This is a genomic window from Rahnella sp. ChDrAdgB13 (assembly GCF_017655185.1).
GTDB lineage: Bacteria > Pseudomonadota > Gammaproteobacteria > Enterobacterales > Enterobacteriaceae > Rahnella > Rahnella contaminans.
Window position 1 is genome coordinate 1 of sequence record NZ_JAEMGT010000033.1, and the last position, 19502, is coordinate 19502.

At 53.7% G+C, this 19502-nt stretch carries 17 protein-coding genes and 1 tRNA gene; 11 read left to right on the forward strand and 7 right to left on the reverse strand.

Going from position 1 to position 19502, the window contains the following annotated elements; genetic code table 11:
- The first annotated feature begins 972 nt into the window (after nucleotides 1–972).
- Together J8X26_RS11535 and J8X26_RS11540 are read left to right on the forward strand one after the other, a co-directional pair.
- Nucleotides 973–1119, forward strand: a complete 147-nt coding sequence (locus J8X26_RS11535) for a glycoside hydrolase family 68 protein (RefSeq protein WP_280118828.1) — start codon at nucleotides 973–975, stop codon at nucleotides 1117–1119.
- A gap of 136 nt (nucleotides 1120–1255) precedes the next feature.
- A tRNA-Ser gene (locus J8X26_RS11540) sits at nucleotides 1256–1345 on the forward strand.
- 60 nt (nucleotides 1346–1405) lie between these two features.
- On the opposite strand, the gene J8X26_RS11545 is transcribed toward J8X26_RS11540, so the two are convergent.
- From J8X26_RS11545 to J8X26_RS11570, 6 genes are all read right to left on the reverse strand, one after another.
- On the reverse strand, nucleotides 1406–1924 hold the full coding sequence (locus J8X26_RS11545; protein ID WP_165057960.1) for a DUF4760 domain-containing protein: 519 nt from the start codon (nucleotides 1922–1924) through the stop codon (nucleotides 1406–1408).
- 244 nt (nucleotides 1925–2168) lie between these two features.
- Nucleotides 2169–3149 carry a succinylglutamate desuccinylase gene (gene astE, locus J8X26_RS11550; RefSeq protein WP_208950950.1) on the reverse strand — a complete coding sequence of 327 codons (981 nt, stop codon included), beginning with the start codon at nucleotides 3147–3149 and terminating at the stop codon, nucleotides 2169–2171.
- Between the two features lie 18 nt (nucleotides 3150–3167).
- Entirely contained in the window at nucleotides 3168–4511 is a 1344-nt protein-coding gene (gene astB, locus J8X26_RS11555; RefSeq protein ID WP_208950951.1) for an N-succinylarginine dihydrolase, read from the reverse strand.
- A gap of 11 nt (nucleotides 4512–4522) precedes the next feature.
- Complete coding sequence (gene astD / locus J8X26_RS11560) at nucleotides 4523–6001, reverse strand: succinylglutamate-semialdehyde dehydrogenase (RefSeq protein ID WP_208950952.1); 1479 nt, start codon at nucleotides 5999–6001, stop codon at nucleotides 4523–4525.
- The gene (gene astA / locus J8X26_RS11565; RefSeq protein WP_152326890.1) at nucleotides 5998–7071 is read right to left on the reverse strand and encodes an arginine N-succinyltransferase; all 1074 of its coding nucleotides are present in this window, start codon (nucleotides 7069–7071) and stop codon (nucleotides 5998–6000) included. The genes astD and astA overlap by 4 nt, the downstream gene beginning before the upstream one ends.
- 44 nt (nucleotides 7072–7115) lie before the next feature.
- Nucleotides 7116–8336, reverse strand: a complete 1221-nt coding sequence (locus J8X26_RS11570) for an aspartate aminotransferase family protein (protein WP_165057969.1) — start codon at nucleotides 8334–8336, stop codon at nucleotides 7116–7118.
- Between the two features lie 765 nt (nucleotides 8337–9101).
- Between J8X26_RS11570 and J8X26_RS11575 the strand changes: the two genes are divergently transcribed.
- The 8 genes from J8X26_RS11575 to J8X26_RS11610 all read left to right on the forward strand — a co-directional run bounded on the left by J8X26_RS11575 (nucleotide 9102) and on the right by J8X26_RS11610 (nucleotide 17091).
- Nucleotides 9102–10091 carry an autoinducer 2 ABC transporter substrate-binding protein gene (locus J8X26_RS11575; protein WP_152326888.1) on the forward strand — a complete coding sequence of 330 codons (990 nt, stop codon included), beginning with the start codon at nucleotides 9102–9104 and terminating at the stop codon, nucleotides 10089–10091.
- A gap of 269 nt (nucleotides 10092–10360) precedes the next feature.
- Nucleotides 10361–11881 (forward strand): sugar ABC transporter ATP-binding protein, encoded by a 1521-nt coding sequence (locus J8X26_RS11580; RefSeq protein WP_208950953.1) that lies wholly within the window; start codon nucleotides 10361–10363, stop codon nucleotides 11879–11881.
- Nucleotides 11874–12863, forward strand: coding sequence for an ABC transporter permease (locus tag J8X26_RS11585; RefSeq protein WP_165057971.1), 990 nt, complete (start codon nucleotides 11874–11876; stop codon nucleotides 12861–12863). Before J8X26_RS11580 ends, J8X26_RS11585 begins: the two co-directional genes overlap by 8 nt.
- Before the next feature lies 1 nt (nucleotide 12864).
- A complete protein-coding gene (locus tag J8X26_RS11590; protein ID WP_152326885.1) occupies nucleotides 12865–13818 on the forward strand; it encodes an ABC transporter permease in 954 nt (317 codons plus the stop codon).
- 29 nt (nucleotides 13819–13847) lie between these two features.
- Nucleotides 13848–15488 (forward strand): FGGY-family carbohydrate kinase, encoded by a 1641-nt coding sequence (locus tag J8X26_RS11595; protein WP_152326884.1) that lies wholly within the window; start codon nucleotides 13848–13850, stop codon nucleotides 15486–15488.
- Complete coding sequence (locus J8X26_RS11600; protein ID WP_208950954.1) at nucleotides 15485–16093, forward strand: SIS domain-containing protein; 609 nt, start codon at nucleotides 15485–15487, stop codon at nucleotides 16091–16093. Before J8X26_RS11595 ends, J8X26_RS11600 begins: the two co-directional genes overlap by 4 nt.
- A gap of 144 nt (nucleotides 16094–16237) precedes the next feature.
- Entirely contained in the window at nucleotides 16238–16606 is a 369-nt protein-coding gene (locus J8X26_RS11605) for a hypothetical protein (RefSeq protein ID WP_208950955.1), read from the forward strand.
- Nucleotides 16606–17091 carry a YbjP/YqhG family protein gene (locus J8X26_RS11610; RefSeq protein ID WP_208950956.1) on the forward strand — a complete coding sequence of 162 codons (486 nt, stop codon included), beginning with the start codon at nucleotides 16606–16608 and terminating at the stop codon, nucleotides 17089–17091. The genes J8X26_RS11605 and J8X26_RS11610 overlap by 1 nt, the downstream gene beginning before the upstream one ends.
- 52 nt (nucleotides 17092–17143) lie before the next feature.
- Here J8X26_RS11610 and J8X26_RS11615 read toward each other — a convergent pair whose 3' ends face one another.
- Nucleotides 17144–18577, reverse strand: a complete 1434-nt coding sequence (locus J8X26_RS11615; RefSeq protein ID WP_152326880.1) for a PLP-dependent aminotransferase family protein — start codon at nucleotides 18575–18577, stop codon at nucleotides 17144–17146.
- Nucleotides 18578–18945: 368 nt separating this feature from the next.
- On the opposite strand from J8X26_RS11615, the gene spy reads away from it, so the two are divergent.
- Nucleotides 18946–19455 (forward strand): ATP-independent periplasmic protein-refolding chaperone Spy, encoded by a 510-nt coding sequence (gene spy, locus J8X26_RS11620; protein WP_152326879.1) that lies wholly within the window; start codon nucleotides 18946–18948, stop codon nucleotides 19453–19455.
- Nucleotides 19456–19502: the final 47 nt, after the last annotated feature.

Consider the following 19502-nt stretch of genomic DNA (forward strand, 5'->3'; position numbering starts at 1 on the left):
TATGAGGCGATGCTGCATTTTACCTGCGGCATCATTATCTGGAATAAAATCCTATTGGGATAGGCTCTAAGCCCAAAAGTGATTGGAGATATAACAACACTATAAATACTTGTATTATTTTGTTCCCCGATACTGAATAAATAAATGCTAGCCAAACCAAGGACTATTCCTAGCAATATTTTTAATGATACGTGTTCGCTCAGCGCAGATCTGTAGTTTATCAATGGAATGGAGATACAAGTATAGGCAATGCATATCCCCACGAGCGTGTTAATAAACGTTAACTCTATGAAGTCCATAACAAGGTAGCCACTGTAATTAAATCACACGGAAGAGTGTATCTTTTCCACAAACAAGTAACAAGGAAACCTGTCAGGCAGAAACTGGCATTGTTATCAGGAATATTTTCTTGTTTTTCCGAAGACAGACTTTCCGGTATACGTAGCGTACACGTTTTTTCCAGAATATTATTGTTTCATCCTGGAAAAAGCAGGTTTTATAACTAAAAAATTTCACCCATGAATTCAAAAGATTTCAGGTTGATAAAAGATAATTCATTAATTTCTCTAAAGTGTTGACATCTCTGTAACTCGAAATAAAACCTTTGTTATGGGTTTTTATATTTCATCCCCTCACAGACAGGCTACTCCGCAACATGTACCAGGATAACTTTATAAGAAAACAGACCACTTCATATTTATTCCGTTTAATTCAGGCCGCGCTCTGCCGTCCCTTACACAACTTGATCAGCTTTATCAGATTATATTTATTCCTCAATATTAACCCTGCCACACGGTCCTGGATTTATAAATCAGACGGACAAAAATGGTGAGCTAATAAATTGGATTTTATTCTTTAGTTTTAAATTGATGAGGTGGTTTATGAGTAAGAACTATGACGATGATTTGCAGGAGCAACCGGCGAAAAACTCAAGCATCTGGACGCGTGCAGACGCTTTAAAAGTGAATGAAAATGACCCGACCGGATGGGGTCTATGGCTTTGTCAGCAACGAGATTTTTGGACCTTATGTTCCGCTGAACGGTTCAGCATTGGTGTTGGGGAATCCGCCATCCCAGCCCTTCCAGGCCTACTCGCACTACGTCATGCTGAGCTTTTAGCCACTCCCCGTTGACTAAAACGTCTCCCTGAATGCTCTGTGAGCGTCTGACACAATACTCCGAAATTATGCTTGACCCTTTGGGGCTGTCTCCCTATAGTAGCGCCCCGTTGCAGCGCTTGCGGTGTAACAAATCCGGTGAGGTGTCTGAGTGGCTGAAGGAGCACGCCTGGAAAGTGTGTATACGAGTAATCGTATCGAGGGTTCGAACCCCTCCCTCACCGCCATATAAAAGAAAAAGGTCCTGATGAAAATCAGGGCCTTTTTCTTTAGCAGCAAGCCGAAAGTCAGTATATAAACCAGCGCCGTTTAGAATTCAAAGGCCGCTTTTTCCAGCGCCCTGCTAGCCATTCAAATTCCTGATAAGTCGTTGTGGATTTCACATCCTCTCTCAAGGCTTTTATCAGAGGTTCCGCAATATCCCAGGTGTCGATCACTGTCGAATACGAAGTCCGCTTAATCATCTCTTCATCATAAATACCGCTACGGATAGTGACCGCCACCCGCTCATAGAAGTTAAGTATGTATTGGAATTTGCTCCGTTCCCGTATTTCTTCATCTGTAACGGTCGATGATCCGACAGCAAAAACAAACGAACGGAAAGATTTTCCTGAGAGATGCGCTTTCTTCAGTACATGCAGGGAATGCACATAACGGGCGTCGCTACGGCTTTCAAACAGAAAAACAGCCGTCTGCGTTTTTCTGGCGATACTGACATTATAAATAATCGTGCTGATGGCTACGATCACGCCAATCAGCAAAATGATATTACTCAGCAACTGTAGCCTTAAAGCATCTAATCCCATGATTCTCATCCATGAAAAAGGCGGGCTTTACCCGCCTGTGTGAGGTCAACATCCTTTAGAACCAGTCGTATTCATCAAACATTGCTTCCATGACATCCTCCGGCAACTGTGGTCATTACGTTTTCATGTTATGAAAACATGTAATAAATTCAACATCCTGCTGAACTTCCTGAGCACAAAATACGCACAATGAAACCGGCTTGCAATACTGTATGAACAATTCAGGAATGCGTCTCGCAAAAATCTACATCTTCGCCAGCATCAGACCGGCTCTCAGCCCCAGCGCGACGTTCGGGTTTGGGAACAGCACCACTTCCTCCTCTTCTGCCACCCGATACGTTTTGCCGGTTTCTTTCGCGATGACCGCACCCTTTTTAAAAGGCGTAAAGTTCAGCGCATCGGCGGGAACAAACAGATGAAAATCATCCTGCGAGCGGATCACATCCTGCACCACGCGAAAATGCAGCATGGGCTTGCCGGTTTCACGGGCAGGCAGAGGCTCGCCGCTGACCAGGGTTTCCAGCCCGCGGCGGATCCCCGTGAACTGTGAGTGATCGTTGCTGCCAAACGGCAGCGCTTTACCCAGTTCTAACGTACAGCTTTCGGCCTGAAACACCTCGCTGCTGAAATGGGTAAATGTGCCCCCCGGCGAACGGTGATGCACCAGCGCGTCCAGCCCGCACGCGCTGAGCCATGCCAGCATCGCCTCGCTTTTTGGTCTGGTCTGCAACGGCAACAACCCGAAGCGTACATGCAGGGAGCCGCGAATGGCGGTGTGTAAATCATAATGAAAACGATGTAAGGCACCCGCCGCCGTGGCGCTGCGGTAAAACAGCGCCATCGCCTGCTCGAGTTCCTGCGCGCGTCGCGTTTCATCATTCGGGGTATAACGTGCGTGACGCCCGCCAAACATGCGGTTCATATCGGCGTCAGCAAACCGCTTATTGAGTCGCATTGATGGCGGATTGCCCAGTAACACCAGCAACCGGACCCGCAGCGCTCTTGCGCCGGAAAGCAGCTCGCCGGTCAGCTGATTCAGCAATTCTATCGGCGCCGTCTCATTGCCATGAATACCCGCCGAAATCACAACGGCGGTGTCACAAGGCACACGCGGCGACAGTTCGAGAATGCCCTCGCCGCGCCACTGCCAGTCCAGCGTTTCGGTTTGTCCGGCCGGTTCGGTGACCGGCCCGCCCGCCATCGTCACCGCTAACAAATCAAACATAACTCACTCCTTTGAGGGTCAGCGCTGGAACGGGTAAACGGCACCCAGCCCGAGAATATTGGTCAGCTCATCCAGCGCAGTGCGCACTTCGGTCAGCAGTTGCGGATCCGCCAGGTCTTTGGCTTGCATCCGGTCACGGTAATGCGTATCCACCCACGTATTCAGACGCACAAACTGGCTGTCGCTCATGATCGACGCCACATTCACGGCGTTCAGCTCATTCCGGTTGAGCGCCACGCGCAGCCGCAGACAGGCCGGGCCGCCGCCGTTGCGCATACTTTCACGTAAATCAAACACTTCTATCTGATTAACCGGCCCGCCGCTTTCGACTAATTCGGACAAATAGGCCCAGACGCCGCTGTGCTGTCGTGATTCTTCCGGCACCACTAACAACATTTTGCCGTCAGATTTAGTCAGAAGCTGGCTGTTGAAAAGGTACGTTGCCACGGCGTCATCCAGAGAAACCTTCGCCTGCGGCACTTCAATCGGCTGGAAATCCAGTTCCAGTGCGGCCATTTTGCGACGGATTTCGCTGAGCACGCTGGCCGTATTCACAAACGCCTGCTGATGATGGAACAGCACGTTGCCGTTGCTGACCGAAATCACATCGTTATGGAAAACGCCGCTGTCGATTGCCTGCGGATTTTGCTGGATAAATACCGTTCTTTTTTCATCGAGCTGATGCAAACGCGCTACCGCGTCACTGGCCAGACGCGTCTGGCGTGCCGGATAACGTACCGGTTCGTTTTCGCCGGTCGCCAGCCCGTCGCGGCCATAGACAAAAACCTGCACGCCGGGTTTGTCATACGCGCCACATAACCGGTTATGGTTGGCGGCACCTTCATCGCCTAACGCGGCCACCTGCGGCAGCGCTTCGTGATGCGCGAAATAACGATCCGCGTGGAACGTCGCCCGCAAAATGGCGGAGGTGGTTTCGGCTTCTATCGCACGGTGGAATTTATTATTCAGGTTAGCGACGGTGAAATGCACGCGCCCGTCTCCGCTGTCCGCCGAAGGGGAGACCGTCGCCGCATTTGCCACCCACATGGATGACGCCGAGCTCAGTGACGACAACAGGCGCGGTGAATACGCCTGCGCTTTTTCCAGCACTTCACGATCGCTGCCGCCGAATCCCATCTTACGTAACGTGCTGAGATGTGGCCGTTCGTGAGGCGGTAAAATCCCCTGCGCAAAGCCAAGATCGGCAAGCGCTTTCATTTTCAGCAAGCCCTGTTTCGCCGCCAGACGCGGATTGGCGACGGCGTTCTGATTTTTAGTCGAGGCTTCATTGCCGAAAGACAGCCCCGCGTAGTGGTGCGTTGGCCCGACGAGTCCGTCAAAATTAGCTTCACATCCAGACATTCCAGCGCTCCTCAGGTTGTGCGGAAATCAACACCCGGCGACAGCGTCGCAGGAAGTTCCAGCTTGTCTGTCTCCAGCGAGGCCATCGGCCACGCGCAGTAATCCGCCGCATAATAGGCGCTCGGGCGATGGTTACCGGAAGCGCCGATCCCACCGAATGGCGCGTTGCTTGACGCGCCGGTCAGCGGTTTGTTCCAGTTCACAATCCCCGCCCTTGCTTCCAATAATAGCTGCTCAAACTGAGCACGCTCTGTGGAAATCAGCCCGGTCGCCAGTCCGAAACGCGTCTGATTAGCCAGCGCAATGGCATGATCAAAATCGCTGTAGCGGTAAATACTCAGCAAGGGCCCGAAATATTCTTCATCAGGAATACCCGCCACACCGGTCAGATCGATGATCCCCGGCGTCAGCACGGTATTGAGCGGATCCGGACGCGTCAGTAACAGCAAAGGCTTTCCGCCGAGCGCCAGTAATTCGTCCTGTGCTTTCAGCATATTGCGTGCTGCCGCATCAGAAATAACCCCGCCCATAAACGGCTGCGGATCGTCATTCCAGCCGCCGATGCGCAGTTGCATGGTCACGTCCAGCAAACGTGCGATAAACGCATCACCTGCCGCGCCTTCTTTTACCAGCAAACGGCGTGCGCAGGTACAACGCTGCCCGGCAGAAATAAACGCGGACTGAATCGTCAGGTTAACCGCAGCATCGATATCCTCAACCGGTTCGACGATCAGCGCGTTATTGCCACCCATTTCCAGCGCCAGAATTTTTTCCGGTTGCCCTGCCAGCTGGCGATGCAACTGATACCCCGTTCCCGCGCTGCCCGTAAACAGCAGCCCGTCGATATTCCCGCAGGCCGCCAGCGCTTCGCCGGTCGTGCGCCCGCCCTGCACCAGATTCAGCACGCCTTCCGGTAAACCGGCCTGCTGCCAGAGTTTCACGGTTTCTTCCGCGGTTTTCGGCGTCAGCTCGCTCGGCTTGAAAACAATCGTATTGCCCGCCAGCAGCGCCGGAACGATGTGGCCATTTGGCAGATGTCCGGGGAAGTTATACGGCCCGAATACCGCCAGAACGCCGTGCGGACGGTGGCGTAATACCGCTTCGCCGTCCGGCATCGCCGTATGTTTTTCACCGGTACGTTGCTGGCTGGCCTCCAGAGAAATGGCCACTTTGCCGATCATCGCCTGGATTTCTGTCAGCGTTTCCCAACGCGGTTTGCTGGTTTCCTGACTGATGATTTCCGCCAGCCGGGTTTTATGTTCGGTCAGTAAATCCGCAAAACGTTTAATTACCTCGCCACGTTCGGCCACGGTTTTACGTGCCCACGCCGGAAACGCCGTACGTGCTGCCGTGCAGGCCATTTCGACGTCTTGCGCGTCAGCGCTCAGTGCCGACCACAGCAACGTGTTATCCGCCGGATTGGTTTTACTAAGCTGCGCGCCTTGCCCGCTGCGCCACTGGCCCTGAATAAAGAGTGCTGGTTGCATCATGCGAGACTTTCCTTTTTGTGAAATTGTGTCGGTTGGGTAGCGCTGCTGCCGGGGAAAAGTGCCACGGCGCGCAGGCTGTCGCCTTCGCGAACGCCGAGCATGTCAGCTTCGCGGGCGTTTAACTGGACAGATTCCGGCGAATCGCCGCCGGGGATCAGCAAGGCACGGAAATTCTGGTACTGCTCGTTGGCGACCAGGTATTGTGGTTCGTCGCGGTCAGCGCGATGTTCTGCCAATCTGACCGGAAACAGGCGGCTTTCTCTGACGGCGCGCAGCGAATCAATTTCGCCTTCCAGCGTCGGGCCCGCATCAAAAATATCGACATAACCTTCGTAGCGCAGCCCTTCGCCTTCCAGCACCGCGCGCGCCGGGGCGGTTTGCGGATGGACGGCACCAATCACTTCCCGCGCTTCGTGGCTGAGCAGTTCGGTGTACAGCGGATGCTTCGGCATCAGTTCGGCGATAAAAGACTTTTGCCCCATACCGGTCAGGCGGTCGGCTTCGGCGAATTCCATACCGAAGAAATGCCGCCCGACGCTGTCCCAGAAAGGAGAACGCCCGTTGTCGTCGGACATCCCGCGCATCTCCGCAATCACCTTACGGGAGAAATATTCGCGAAAAGCCGCCAGAAACAGGAAGCGAACTTTTGATAACAGCTGGCCATTTTTCCCGTGGCGATAATCCGGGTCGAGGAATAGCGTACAAAGTTCGGTGTAACCGGTGTGGTCGTTGCTGAGAAACAGCGTCGGCACCGGTTTGTAGATATTCAGGCTTTTTGAAGCATGAACCAGCGTGCCGAGGCGGAAGTTATACCAGGGTTCGCTCAGCCCGACGGCCACTTCGATGGCGCTGACACCCACGACTTTTTCAAGTTCCGTGTCTTCAAGCACAAACAAATAACCCTGATCGGCCTTCTCAAGGCGACCTTCCCAGGTCGCCACCGAACGCTCAATGCGTCCGCGTAAATGCGCTTCATCCTTGGGCAAAGACGTTAAACCGATGCCGGTTTTGCCTGACAACAGCAGAATATCGGCGAGATCGCCGGGCCGCACAGGTCGAATCAACATCATGATGCTCTACCTCTTTCATCCCAAAGCTTATTTATGCCAGACATTCACACGCAAAGGCGCGCCACGGCGCGTTCCAGGCGGTTCAGCCCTTCTTCAATATCGGCACCCGGAATAATCAGTGACGGCGCAAAACGCAGCACGTTTGGCCCGGCAATCAGTGCAATCAGCCCTTCTTCGGCCGCCAGCGTGTTCAGCTGTTTAGCCTGATCTTTATAGCGTTCACTCATCACCGCGCCGAGCAACAGCCCCTGCCCGCGCACTTCGCTGAAGACGTGATAACGGTCGTTAATGCGTTTCAGACCGTCGACAAACCACTGGTGGCGTTTCTGCACGCCCGACAGGACTTCCGGCGTATTGATCATCTCAAAAACTTTACCCGCCACCGCCGTCGCAAGCGGGTTACCGCCGTAGGTGGTGCCGTGCGTGCCCGGCTGGAACAGCGCGGCGTAGCGGTCAGTCGTCAGCATCGCCCCAATCGGGAAACCGCCGCCGAGCGCTTTGGCGCTGGTTAAAATGTCCGGTACAACGCCGTAATGCTGGTAGGCATACAGCTCGCCGGTTCGACCCACGCCGGTCTGGACTTCATCGAAAATTAGCACTGCCTGATGTTTGTCACACAACTCGCGCAGCCCTTGCAGGAATTGTGCATCGGCAGGCACCACGCCGCCTTCGCCCTGAATCGGCTCAACAATCACAGCACAGGTACGTGAAGAAATCTGGCTGGCAACGGCGGCCAGATCGTTAAACGGCAGATGCGTAATGGCCGGTGGCAACGGCGCGAAATCTTCAGAATATTTCGGCTGACCGCCAGCGGTGACGGTGAACAACGTGCGGCCGTGGAAGGCGTTTTTAAAAGCGATAATTTCGTTTTTATCGCCACCCGCTTTATGCCCGTACAACCGCGCCAGTTTGAGTGCCGCTTCATTGGCTTCCGCGCCGGAATTACAGAAAAAAACTTTGTCGGCAAACGTCGCATCGATCAGTTGTTTTGCCAGACGCAGCACCGGTTCGTTGGTATAGCCGTTGCCCAGATGCCAGACCTTATCGGCCTGCTCATGCAGCGTTTTACGAATTTCAGGGTGCGCATGTCCCAGCGCATTCACCGCAATACCGCCTGCAAAATCCACATAGTCTTTGTCCGCCTGATCCCACAGCCAGGATCCTTCGCCTCGCACCGGAATAAACGCGGCCGGGGCGTAAACCGGCACCATCCAGTCATCAAAGTTCTGGCGGCTGACATTTTGCGGCTGCTGTTGGTGTTCCATATAAACCTCTTTATTAAGTCTCTGTGACTGGCTGAATTCAGGGTGACCGTTACCGTCCCCCGGACTGGCAGGGAATGCAGTTATTATTTTGTTATTTAAAAGTTAATAAATAATCTCACTCAGTCACATCATAGATTGCAGTCTTCGTGCCAGCAAAGGGAAAAAGTGAATAAAAAAGACCACATCCAGAAAAAACAACCACTTAATATCGCCTGTTATTCACTTAAATTGCATAAAAAATGAATAAAAGAAAAAATCCCCTTCTGCAGCAACGAGGGGTAAGGAATGAGTATGCAGGGAATTATTTTGATTTCTGATAGCAGATATTGTGCAGGATTGTGATCTGGCGCTGATGCGGTTATGCACCGCGACAACACATTGCCCGGTAGCGGTGCATGACCGCACCCGTTTGGGGCATTTCCGCCCCGTGACCGTGTTCACATTCTGCGCAAATAAAAACGTGTGAGGAAGTTTTAGGGCTCAAAAATCCATCAGCTTTGTTTTATTGATGCGTGGTTGTTATTTAATTGTTATGTATTTGTGATTTTGTTATCGGTAACTTCAGTTCTCTCTGCCACGCCATGCCGGATATTCAAATTTATGAAACCTAAATTTAACCTTATTACTTATATAAATTAACAATTACGGGCTTTGATCACACTCCGTTCACGAGCACGCGAAAAGCGCTTTCCCGTTAAGTTAATCTCTGATTGCGGCATTTACCCCGACCGCCCCTACACAAACCCTCATAAGAAAGGTACAGACATGAAATTTAACCTCGCATTAGTCAGTGCATGTGTGGTTTCAGCATGCATGTTATTCACGACACCGACTTTCGCCGCCAATAAACCCTACGACATCGCCGTCGTGGCGAAGGTCACCGGCATTCCCTGGTTCACCCGCATGGAAGTTGGCGTAAAAGAAGCGGCGCAGAAACTGGACGTCAACGCCTATCAGGTGGGTGCTTCAACGCCAGACCCGGCTCAGCAGGTGAAAGTCATTGAAGATCTCATCGCCAAAAAAGTGGATGCGATTATCGTGGTGCCGAACGATGCCAAAGTGCTGGAACCTGTGCTGAAAAAAGCCCGCGATCAGGGCATCGTGGTATTAACCCACGAATCTCCGGATCAGCAGATCGGTCAGTGGGATATCGAAACTATCGACAGCCAGAAATATGCACAAGCCAATATGGATGAGCTGGCAAAAGATATGGGCAGCAAAGGTGGTTATGCTATTTATGTCGGTTCCCTGACTGTGCCATTGCATAACGCCTGGGCTGACGCGGCAATTAAATATCAGAAAGAAAAATACCCGGATATGCACGAAGTCACATCACGTTTGCCGGTGGCAGAAAATATCGACAAGTCCTACTCCACCACGCTGGATTTAATGAAAACCTATCCTGATCTGAAAGGGATTATCGGTTTCGGTTCACTCGGCCCGATCGGTGCCGGTCAGGCCGTACAGCAAAAACGTGCGAAAAATAAAATCGCCGTCGTCGGTATCGCAATGCCAGCGCAGGCCGCGCCTTACCTGATGCGCGGTGACATTAAGAAAGTCCTGCTGTGGGATCCGAAAGATGCCGGTTACGCGCTGGTTACCGTTGCCGACCAGCTGCTGCAGGGTAAAGAAGTGACGAAGGATCTGACCATCGACACCTTAGGGAAAGCCGATGTGGATACCGAAAAACACGTGATTCGCTTTAATAAAATCCTCGAAGTCACACCGGATAACGCGAAATCACTCGGCTTCTGATTTAACTCTTTAATTATTTTATTTACCGGAGATAAATTTATCTCCAGCGCCATACCAGGCAAATAGAAACAGATACGGCGATGTTTGCTGTGCCGTATCTGAATTTCTAATCAGACATTGAAAACTTATATCCTAAATAATTCGGGTTGCAGGAAGGCGGCAAATGAGTGGATCCCGGTGAGCTTACATAAGTAAGTGATTCGGGTAAGCGAGTAAAGCCAACGCATCCGCAGCGCGAAGTATGAAGGGTATGCTGTAAGGATCATGTGATGAATACTCTCAGCACGTCCCCTGCCCCTGCTGAGGCCTTTATCAGCCTCGAAAAAATCAGTAAGAAGTTCCCCGGCGTATTAGCGCTGGATAATGTCAGCCTGACGCTGAATAAAGGTGAAGTGCATTGTCTCGCCGGTCAGAATGGTTGCGGTAAAAGCACCATTATTAAAGTCATTTCCGGTGTCTATCAGCCGGAAAAAGGCGCAGCGATCACCCTCGATGGGAAACTCTTTCATACCCTGACGCCGCAACTTTCTTCTTATTACGGTATTCAGGTTATTTATCAGGACTTGTCATTATTCCCGAATTTATCGGTGGCCGAAAATATTGCCATTCATCGTTATTTACCGGGCGGTGATTTTTGGGTACATCGCGAGGCAATGCGCAAAAAAGCGGTCGCCGCAATGCAACGGGTGGGCGTTTCTCTCGATCCGGACCGTAAAGTTGAAAAGTTGTCGATCGCAGACCGTCAGTTAGTGGCAATATGCCGCGCAATCGCCGCTGACGCCAGCCTGGTGATCATGGATGAACCGACCGCGTCGCTGACCCGCACTGAAGTTAACGGGCTGCTGCGGGTGGTCAATGAGCTGAAAGCGGCGGGCATTTGCGTGGTGTTCGTCAGCCATCGTTTGGATGAAGTGATGGAAGTCGCCGACCGGATAAGTGTCATGCGCGACGGCAAGCTGGTCGGCACCTATCCGGCGAGTTCGCTCGACAGCAACGAGCTGGCCTTCCTGATGACCGGGCAACGTTTTAGCTACAGCCATCTGCCGCACCGCGCGCCCGCAGAAGCCACGCCGCTGCTGGAAGTCAGCCATCTGAGCCGCAAAGGCCAGTATCAGGATATTTCGCTGTCGCTGCGTCAGGGCGAAATTACCTCGATTATCGGCCTGCTGGGGTCGGGGCGCACCGAACTGTGCCTGAGCCTGTTTGGCATGAGCCAGCCTGACAGCGGTGAAATCCGCGTGAACGGCAATGCGGTAAAATTTCACAGTAACCGCGACGCTATCCGCCACGGCATCGCGTATGTCTCGGAAGATCGCCTGACGCAAGGGCTGGTCATGGAGCAATCCATTTATGACAACACGCTGGTGTCCATTTTCGACAAGCTGCACACCGCCACCGGCCTGATGGATCACCGCAAAGCGGCCGCCGTGGTGAAAGATCTGATCCGCGACCTGAACATTAAAGTCTCGGACAGCGCGCTGCCGGTGAAAACGCTATCCGGCGGGAATGCCCAGCGTATCGCCATCGCCAAATGGGTGGCGACGCAGCCGCATATTCTGATCCTGGATTCGCCGACGGTTGGCGTGGATATCGCCAACAAAGAAGGCATTTACCGTATTGCGCGCGATCTGGCGGAGTCCGGCATGGCCGTTCTGATGATTTGCGATGAAATTCCCGAAGCTTATTACAACAGTCACCGCGTGCTGGTGATGCGCAAAGGCCAGCTGGTGGCGGAGTTTGCTCCGCACCAGAGCAGCGAAGCGCAGATTGCGGAGGCAATCAATGGATAACAAAAAGCTCTCCAAATTGTTTTCTCAGCACGAATTCTGGCTGGGATTACTGGTTCTGCTGCTGGTCATCGGCCTGAGCCTGCGCACCAATGAATTTATGACGCTCGGCAATCTCACCGACGTCGCCACCAGCTACGCCATTCTCGGCATTCTGGCCTGTGGCCTGTTCGTGGTGCTGATTGCCGGCGGCATTGATATCTCCTTCCCTGCCGTGACCTCAATCGGCCAGTACGTAATGGCGAGTTACATTATTCACCACGGCGGCAGTTTTCCGCTGGCGTTTGCGATGTCGATGGGCACCGGTTTGCTGCTCGGGCTGGTGAACGGATTCCTGGTCTACTGGCTGCGCGTTCCGGCAATTATCATCACCATTGCCACGCTGAACCTGTTTTACGGTTTGCTGGTTTATCTGACCAACGGCACCTGGCTGTACGGTTTCCCGGACTGGTTTATGAACGGCATCAGCTGGTTCTCGTTCACTGCCGCCGACGGCTATGACTATGGCCTGACATTGCCGCTGCTCAGCCTGCTCGGCGTCATTATCGCCACCGGCGTACTGATGAACCGCACCCGCGTAGGCCGTCAGATTTATGCCATGGGCAGCAACCGTGACGCCGCCTCGCGCCTCGGGCTGAACATTCTGCGTCTGCATTTCTACGTTTACGGCTTTATGGGTTTGCTGGCGGGTATCGCGGCGGTCGTACAGGCGCAAATCACGCAGTCGGTCGCGCCCAACTCCCTGCTCGGTTATGAGCTGACAGTGCTGGCGGCGGTGGTGTTAGGCGGTACCAGCATGACCGGCGGGCGCGGTTCGCTGACCGGCACCATTCTCGGCGTAATGCTGCTGGCCTTCCTGCAAAACGGGCTGACATTACTGAGCATTTCGTCTTACTGGCATCAGGTTTTCAGCGGCGTGATCATTCTGGTCAGCATCAGCAGCACCGCGTGGAACGAAAAACGCAAACTGGCAAAGGGGATGTGACATGACGACCTTAACCCGAATTATCCCCGGCGACCGCATCATCCGCCTGCAGTTGCTGATCATCGTTGCTGTCGCCGTGCTGTTTTCCTTCACGCTGGGCGGCAGTTTTTACAGCATCGGCAATTTCCAGTCGATTTCCTCGCAACTGCCGATTCTGGGCATGCTGGCGTTAGGCATGGGCATCACCATGCTGACCGGCGGTATTAACCTTTCCGTCATTGCCGGTGCCAACGCCTGTTCCCTGGCGATGGCTGCGATTCTGGTGGCGCATCCCGATCAGCCGGGTTATTTCGCGCTGGCCATGTTCGCCGGGCTGGCTGTCGCGGTGGTGATTGGTGTGCTGAACGGCGCGCTGATTGCGTACGTCGGCGTTTCCCCGATTCTGGCCACGCTCGGCACCATGACGCTGATTGCCGGGCTGAACATTTTACTCACCAACGGCGCAGTGATTTCAGGCTTCCCGGCGGCGATCCAGTATCTGAGCAACGGCAGCCTGCTGGGTATTCCGGTCGCCCTGCTGTTATTTCTGCTGGTCGCACTTTTGCTGTGGGTTTTGCTGGAACACACCACGCTCGGCCGCAGTTTGTATCTGATGGGTTCCAACGAACAGGCCACGCGCTTTAGCGGCGTCAACACACATAAAGTCACCATCGCGGTGTACGTACTTTCCGCCCTGCTTGGCTGGGGCGCGGCGCTGCTGATGATGTCAAAATTCAACTCGGCGAAAGCGGGCTACGGCGACTCGTATCTGCTGGTGACTATTCTTGCGTCCGTGCTTGGCGGGATCAACCCCGACGGCGGATTCGGGCGGGTCATCGGGTTGGTGCTGGCGCTGATCGTCCTGCAAATGCTGGAAAGCGGCCTGAACCTGATGGGCGTCAGCAGTTACCTGACGATGGCACTCTGGGGCGGCGTCCTGATCCTGTTTATCGCCTTACAAAACAGAAAATCTTAAGCGAATTGCTTTTACCGAAGGGAAAAAACATGGCGAGTTATTTTATTGGAGTTGACGTAGGAACCGGCAGCGCCCGTGCGGGCGTCTTCGACATGACCGGCCGCATGGTCGGTCAGGCCAGCCGTGAGATTACGCTGTACCGCCCGAAAGCTGATTTCGTCGAGCAATCTTCCGATGAGATCTGGCAGTCCGTTTGCAACGCCGTTAAAGACGCGGTGAATCAGGCCGACATCAACCCGATTCAGGTAAAAGGCATCGGCTTTGATGCCACCTGTTCGCTGGTGGTGCTCGATAAAGAAGGTAAACCGCTGACCGTCAGCCCGTCCGGCCGCAGCGAGCAGAACATTATCGTGTGGATGGATCACCGCGCCATCACGCAGGCCGAACGCATCAACGCCACCGGCCACCGCGTGCTGGAATTTGTCGGCGGGATTATTTCGCCGGAAATGCAGACGCCCAAACTCCTGTGGCTGAAACAACATATGCCGACGACGTGGAATAACGTCGGGCATTTGTTTGATTTGCCGGATTTCCTGACCTGGCGCGCCACGCAAAGCACCACACGTTCACTGTGTTCCACGGTGTGTAAATGGACCTATATCGGCCACGAAGACCGCTGGGATCCGAGCTATTTCCGCCAGATTGGACTTGAAGACCTGCTGGAAAACAATGCCGCTAAAATCGGCAGCGAAGTCAAAACCATGGGCGAACCGCTGGGCCACGGCCTGACCCAGCGCGCCGCCGCTGAAATGGGGCTGATGGCCGGAACCGCGGTCAGCGTCTCAATTATTGATGCACACGCGGGTAGTCTCGGCATTCTCGGTGCCAGCGGCGCATCCGGTGAGTCCGCCGATTTCGACAACCGCATCGCGCTGATTGGCGGCACTTCTACCGCGCATATGGCAATGTCCCGCAGCGCACGCTACATCGGCGGCATCTGGGGGCCGTACTATTCTGCGATTTTGCCGGATTACTGGCTGAACGAAGGCGGGCAATCCACGACCGGCGCGCTAATCGACCACGTGATTCAGTCGCATCCGTGCTATCAGGATTTACTGAAACAGGGCAAAGACAGCGGCAAAACCATTTATGAAATACTGAACGGTCTGCTGCGCAAAATGGCGGGAGAACCGGAAAACATCGCGTTCCTGACCAAAGACATTCATATGCTGCCCTACTTCCACGGCAACCGTTCGCCACGCGCCAACCCGACGCTCACCGGCACGCTGACCGGCCTGAAACTCTCGCGCACGCCGGAAGACATGGCACTGCATTATCTCGCGACGATCCAGGCGCTGGCGCTCGGCACCCGTCATATCATTGAAACCATGAATCAGAGCGGCTACCGCATTGATACCATGATGGCGAGCGGCGGCGGCACCAAAAACCCGGTGTTTGTGCAGGAGCATTCCAACGCGACTGGCTGCGCGATGCTGTTGCCGGAAGAGAGCGAAGCGATGCTGCTCGGCAGCGCTATGATGGGCACCGTGGCCGCCGGCGCGTATGATTCACTGCCCGAAGCGATGGCCGCCATGAGCCGCATCGGCAAAACTGTCACGCCGCAAACCAACAAAATCAAAGAGTATTACGACCGCAAATACCGCGTATTCCACGAGATGTATCACGACAGCATGAAATACCGCCGCCTGATGCAGGGGGAAGAACAATGACCGCTGACGAGGAATTTCAGCTGGCGTGCCAGGGCTGGCGGACGTACAGCCAGGAACTGCTGGCATTGCAGAAAAATCTCGATGCTGATATCTGGCAGCAGCTACTGACGCTGATCACCGGCTGTAAGGGCAAAATTGCGGTCACCGGCGTCGGCACATCGGGCATTGCAGCACGTAAAATTGCGCACATGCTGGCGTGTGTCGAACAGCCGTCGGTCTATCTCAGCGCCACCGACGCCGCGCACGGCGACCTGGGTTTTCTGCGCAGTGACGACCTGATGATCCTGATTTCCCGCGGCGGGAATTCCGAAGAGCTGACGCGTCTGTTACCGACGCTGAAAACCAAAGGCGTGGCCATCATCAGCGTGACGGAAAATCTGGATTCGGCCATTGCACGCGCCGCTACGCTGGTCGTAAAAACGCATATTCAGCAGGAAATCGACCCGCTCAATATGCTGGCCACGACTTCTATCATGCTGGTACTGGCGGTGTTCGATGCTTTGTGCGGCAACATCATGCTGCGCAACGGTTTCGATCAGCAAAGGCTTCTGAAGGTGCATCCCGGCGGAAATGTCGGGAAGACATTAAGGGAGCAGGATTTGTGAATCTGGGCGGGAAACAATCATTTCGGCTAATGCGTTTGCGTATAACAAACCTCTGAAAGTGACTTAACGTGCGTTGGTTTTATTGTTCTGTTGTTTTTCGCGGCGTACCTTGTCTGCTCAATTTATCTCAGACTAGGGAAGATTATGAGCTGGAACCGGGATGCCGCAATATCACATATCAGGACTCATGCGGGCTCACACTCTCTTCATCGCTGTGCACGTTACACCCGGCAGGCGATAGAGGCTGGCGGCGTTCATCTGGACAATATACCTGATGCAAAAGACTACGGTGCTTCGCTTGAACGCGCCGGGTTCAGGGAGGTGCCCGCCGGTTCAACCTTAGTAGCGGGAGATGTGGCAATAATTCAACCCTACCAGGATGGTAATCCATCGGGCCATATGACGATGTACGACGGTACAACGTGGTTTTCAGATTTTCGCCAAACCAGCATGTATCCCGGCCCGGGATATCGGAACACCCGCCCGGCCTACAAAATTTACCGGAAGAACTAATGCGCATACTTATCCTATTAGCTCTGAGCTTATTAACAGCGTGTTCTTCCCATTCCGATGATAATCAGCTGGCGATTAAACAGGTCACCAATTTTTATGGATTTTATCTTGCGGCTTTTCTGAAAGATCCCCCTCCGACGCATGAGTCGCCTGAAATGCGTCGTTATGTGGCGGCTGACACCTTAAGCCGACTTGCCGCCGTGGATAAAATCCCGGAACAGGAGATCGTTAGCGCAGATTATTTTACGTACACGCAAGATTATGACGCAGCGTGGATCCCGGCTTTTAAGACCGGGACCCTACGCAGTGTTACGGGCGGAAAAGTCTTGGATATCTGGCTTGGGATTGACCACGGAAAGAGCCTTCACCTTGAGACGTATTTGAAACGTGAAAACATGACGTGGAAAATTTATCGGGTACGCAATATCTCTGATAATTATGAAGCCCCGATTTTCAGCGCTGGGAGGCTCCGGCGCGGCTGGTAATCCGTAAAACCACCGCCGTCTGAAAAGGCGGTGGAGGTTAAGCACTTCACGGTCACCCCCTAATTTCTTCCCCCACCAGCGCCGCCAGCACTGAAATGGCGCGGGCGGTGTGCGGTCCCCATTCGAATGACGTGTTGATGCGCAAACAATGTCGGAAACGTTCGTCGGCGGAAAACATCGTGCCCGGCGCGACGCTGACGCCTTTGGCCAGTGCGTGCTGATAGACCCGCGCGGCATCCACGTTATCGCCCAAATCGAGCCAGAGGAAATAGCCGCCCTGCGGTTGGGAAACCGAAACCTGCGCGGGGAATTCTTTGATGATGGCGTGATGCATCGCCATTTGCCGCTGTTCCAGCACACGGCGCAGGCGGCGTAAATGGGTGTCGTAACCGCCCTGCTGCCCGCCTTTTTGCAGGAAATCTGCCAGCGCCAGCTGCACCGGCACGCTGGCGGATAACGTACTCATCAGCTGCAACCGTTCAATACGCTCAACGTATTTCCCTGCCGCCACCCAGCCGACGCGAAAACCCGGTGCCAGACATTTAGAGAATGAAGAACAATGCAGAATTTCGCTGCGATACGCTGACGCCTTCAGCGGCACCGGGCGTTCACTGCCAAAATACAATTCGCTGTAAACGTCATCTTCAATTAACGCCACCTGATGCCGTTGAAGGATATCCACCAGCCGAGCCTTATTTTCGGACGGCATCGTACAACCGAGCGGGTTCTGAAAACTCGACATCAGCCAGCAGGCTTTGATCGGATAGGTTTCCAGCGCTTTTTCCAGCGCATCGGGATCCATACCAAAACGCACGTCGGTCGGAATAGCGATCGCTTTTAACTTGCGCCGCTCTATGGCCTGTAACGCACCATAAAATGCCGGAGACTCAATCGCCACCCAGTCGCCCGGCTCGGTCACGGCCTGCAAACTCAGCCCTAAAGACTCCATCGCGCCGGACGTAATGACGATTTCATCGGGCGCAACTTCTATACCATTTTGAGCATAACGGCGGGCAATGCTGCGGCGCAGCTCTTCGTTGCCCGGCGGCAAATTGGCGGTGGCGCTGTGCGGTGACATACGGCGGACGGCGCTGGCAAGCGATCGCGCCAGGCGCGGCTGCGGGAATAAGGTCGGATCGGGAAATGCCGAACCCAGCGGTACGACGGAAGGATCCTGCCCCGCTTTCAGGATATCGAAAATCGCATCATTGACGTCTACCTGCTCGGCAGCGTGCAGGCGTTCATCGGGCTGACGGCGAACCGGGCGCTGCAAACCTGCTGCGACGTAGTAGCCGGACTGCGGGCGCGCAACAATCACGCCCTGACTTTCCAGCAGCTGGTACGCCTGTAACACCGTCATCAGGCTCAGCCCGGACAGTTTGCAGGACTCGCGTAAGGAAGGCAGGCGGTCGCCCGGCAGCCAGACCTGAGTGTCGATTTGTCTGCGCAAGGTGCGCGCAAGCGTTTCGTAGCGGGATTCAGTCATGAGCACTCTGCACTGTTATATAAAGTGTTAACGAAAGGGTAACTATTATGCCGGTTCTTGCCCACTTCCGGCGATGTAAACCCGGCATCAACAGCAAACAATCTTTACTTAAGAAGTCTGGCGGCCAAACATTCACCATGTTAATGTATGAACTCACCGCATTACTCAGATTTATCTGAACTTCCAGTCATGCCTGTTCTCGCAACCTTACGCTTTCTAAACATTTTCTCCACGATCGGTTGAAAAGTGACACTTCGGCTTTCACTCTTTTACATCTTGCTCGCATTACTATTCATTGGATTCAGTAGACTTGCTTTCGTCGAAACAAAACGGGCGATGTGCCTGAATCTCCAATGAGGAATTTAATTATGCGTAAACTTACCGCAATGATTGTGGCTTCAACTCTGGCTCTGAGCTCTGCTTCTTTCGCGTTTGCTGCTGAAACCACGGCCACTCCGGCAACTGACGCACCTGCTGCGACTCACGGCAAAATGATGCACCATAAAGGCCCGCATCATATGAACCCGTTTGCAGGTCTGAACCTGACTGAGCAGCAGAAAACTCAGATGAAAGAAATTATGAAAGACAGCGGCGCGCGCCCTGACCGCGCTGCAATGAAAGCGCAGATGGATCAGATGCACACCTTAGTTGCCTCAGACAGCTTCGATGAAGCGAAAGTGAAATCGCAGATTGATACCATCACCAAAGCACAGTCCGACCGCATGCTGGATCGCGCACGTGCTGAGAACAAAATGTATAACCTGCTGACGCCTGAGCAGAAAAAACAGTTCAACGAAAACTACCAGAAACGCGCTGCCAAAATGGAACAGATGCGTGACCACAAACCGGGCCAGGAAAAACCTGCTTCCGCAGAATAATTTCTGACCTGACACAGATTAACCGGCCTCTCACAGGCCGGTTTTTT

Excerpts from the sequence above, each read along its gene's own strand:
- J8X26_RS11535 (WP_280118828.1), top strand. The coding sequence starts at position 973 with ATGACCCGACCGGATGGGGTCTATGGCTTTGTCAGCAACGAGATTTTT.
- J8X26_RS11545 (WP_165057960.1), bottom strand. The coding sequence starts at position 1,924 with ATGGGATTAGATGCTTTAAGGCTACAGTTGCTGAGTAATATCATTTTG.
- astE (WP_208950950.1), bottom strand. The coding sequence starts at position 3,149 with ATGTTTGATTTGTTAGCGGTGACGATGGCGGGCGGGCCGGTCACCGAA.
- astB (WP_208950951.1), bottom strand. The coding sequence starts at position 4,511 with ATGTCTGGATGTGAAGCTAATTTTGACGGACTCGTCGGGCCAACGCAC.
- astD (WP_208950952.1), bottom strand. The coding sequence starts at position 6,001 with ATGATGCAACCAGCACTCTTTATTCAGGGCCAGTGGCGCAGCGGGCAA.
- astA (WP_152326890.1), bottom strand. The coding sequence starts at position 7,071 with ATGATGTTGATTCGACCTGTGCGGCCCGGCGATCTCGCCGATATTCTG.
- J8X26_RS11570 (WP_165057969.1), bottom strand. The coding sequence starts at position 8,336 with ATGGAACACCAACAGCAGCCGCAAAATGTCAGCCGCCAGAACTTTGAT.
- J8X26_RS11575 (WP_152326888.1), top strand. The coding sequence starts at position 9,102 with ATGAAATTTAACCTCGCATTAGTCAGTGCATGTGTGGTTTCAGCATGC.
- J8X26_RS11580 (WP_208950953.1), top strand. The coding sequence starts at position 10,361 with ATGAATACTCTCAGCACGTCCCCTGCCCCTGCTGAGGCCTTTATCAGC.
- J8X26_RS11585 (WP_165057971.1), top strand. The coding sequence starts at position 11,874 with ATGGATAACAAAAAGCTCTCCAAATTGTTTTCTCAGCACGAATTCTGG.
- J8X26_RS11590 (WP_152326885.1), top strand. The coding sequence starts at position 12,865 with ATGACGACCTTAACCCGAATTATCCCCGGCGACCGCATCATCCGCCTG.
- J8X26_RS11595 (WP_152326884.1), top strand. The coding sequence starts at position 13,848 with ATGGCGAGTTATTTTATTGGAGTTGACGTAGGAACCGGCAGCGCCCGT.
- J8X26_RS11600 (WP_208950954.1), top strand. The coding sequence starts at position 15,485 with ATGACCGCTGACGAGGAATTTCAGCTGGCGTGCCAGGGCTGGCGGACG.
- J8X26_RS11605 (WP_208950955.1), top strand. The coding sequence starts at position 16,238 with ATGAGCTGGAACCGGGATGCCGCAATATCACATATCAGGACTCATGCG.
- J8X26_RS11610 (WP_208950956.1), top strand. The coding sequence starts at position 16,606 with ATGCGCATACTTATCCTATTAGCTCTGAGCTTATTAACAGCGTGTTCT.
- J8X26_RS11615 (WP_152326880.1), bottom strand. The coding sequence starts at position 18,577 with ATGACTGAATCCCGCTACGAAACGCTTGCGCGCACCTTGCGCAGACAA.
- spy (WP_152326879.1), top strand. The coding sequence starts at position 18,946 with ATGCGTAAACTTACCGCAATGATTGTGGCTTCAACTCTGGCTCTGAGC.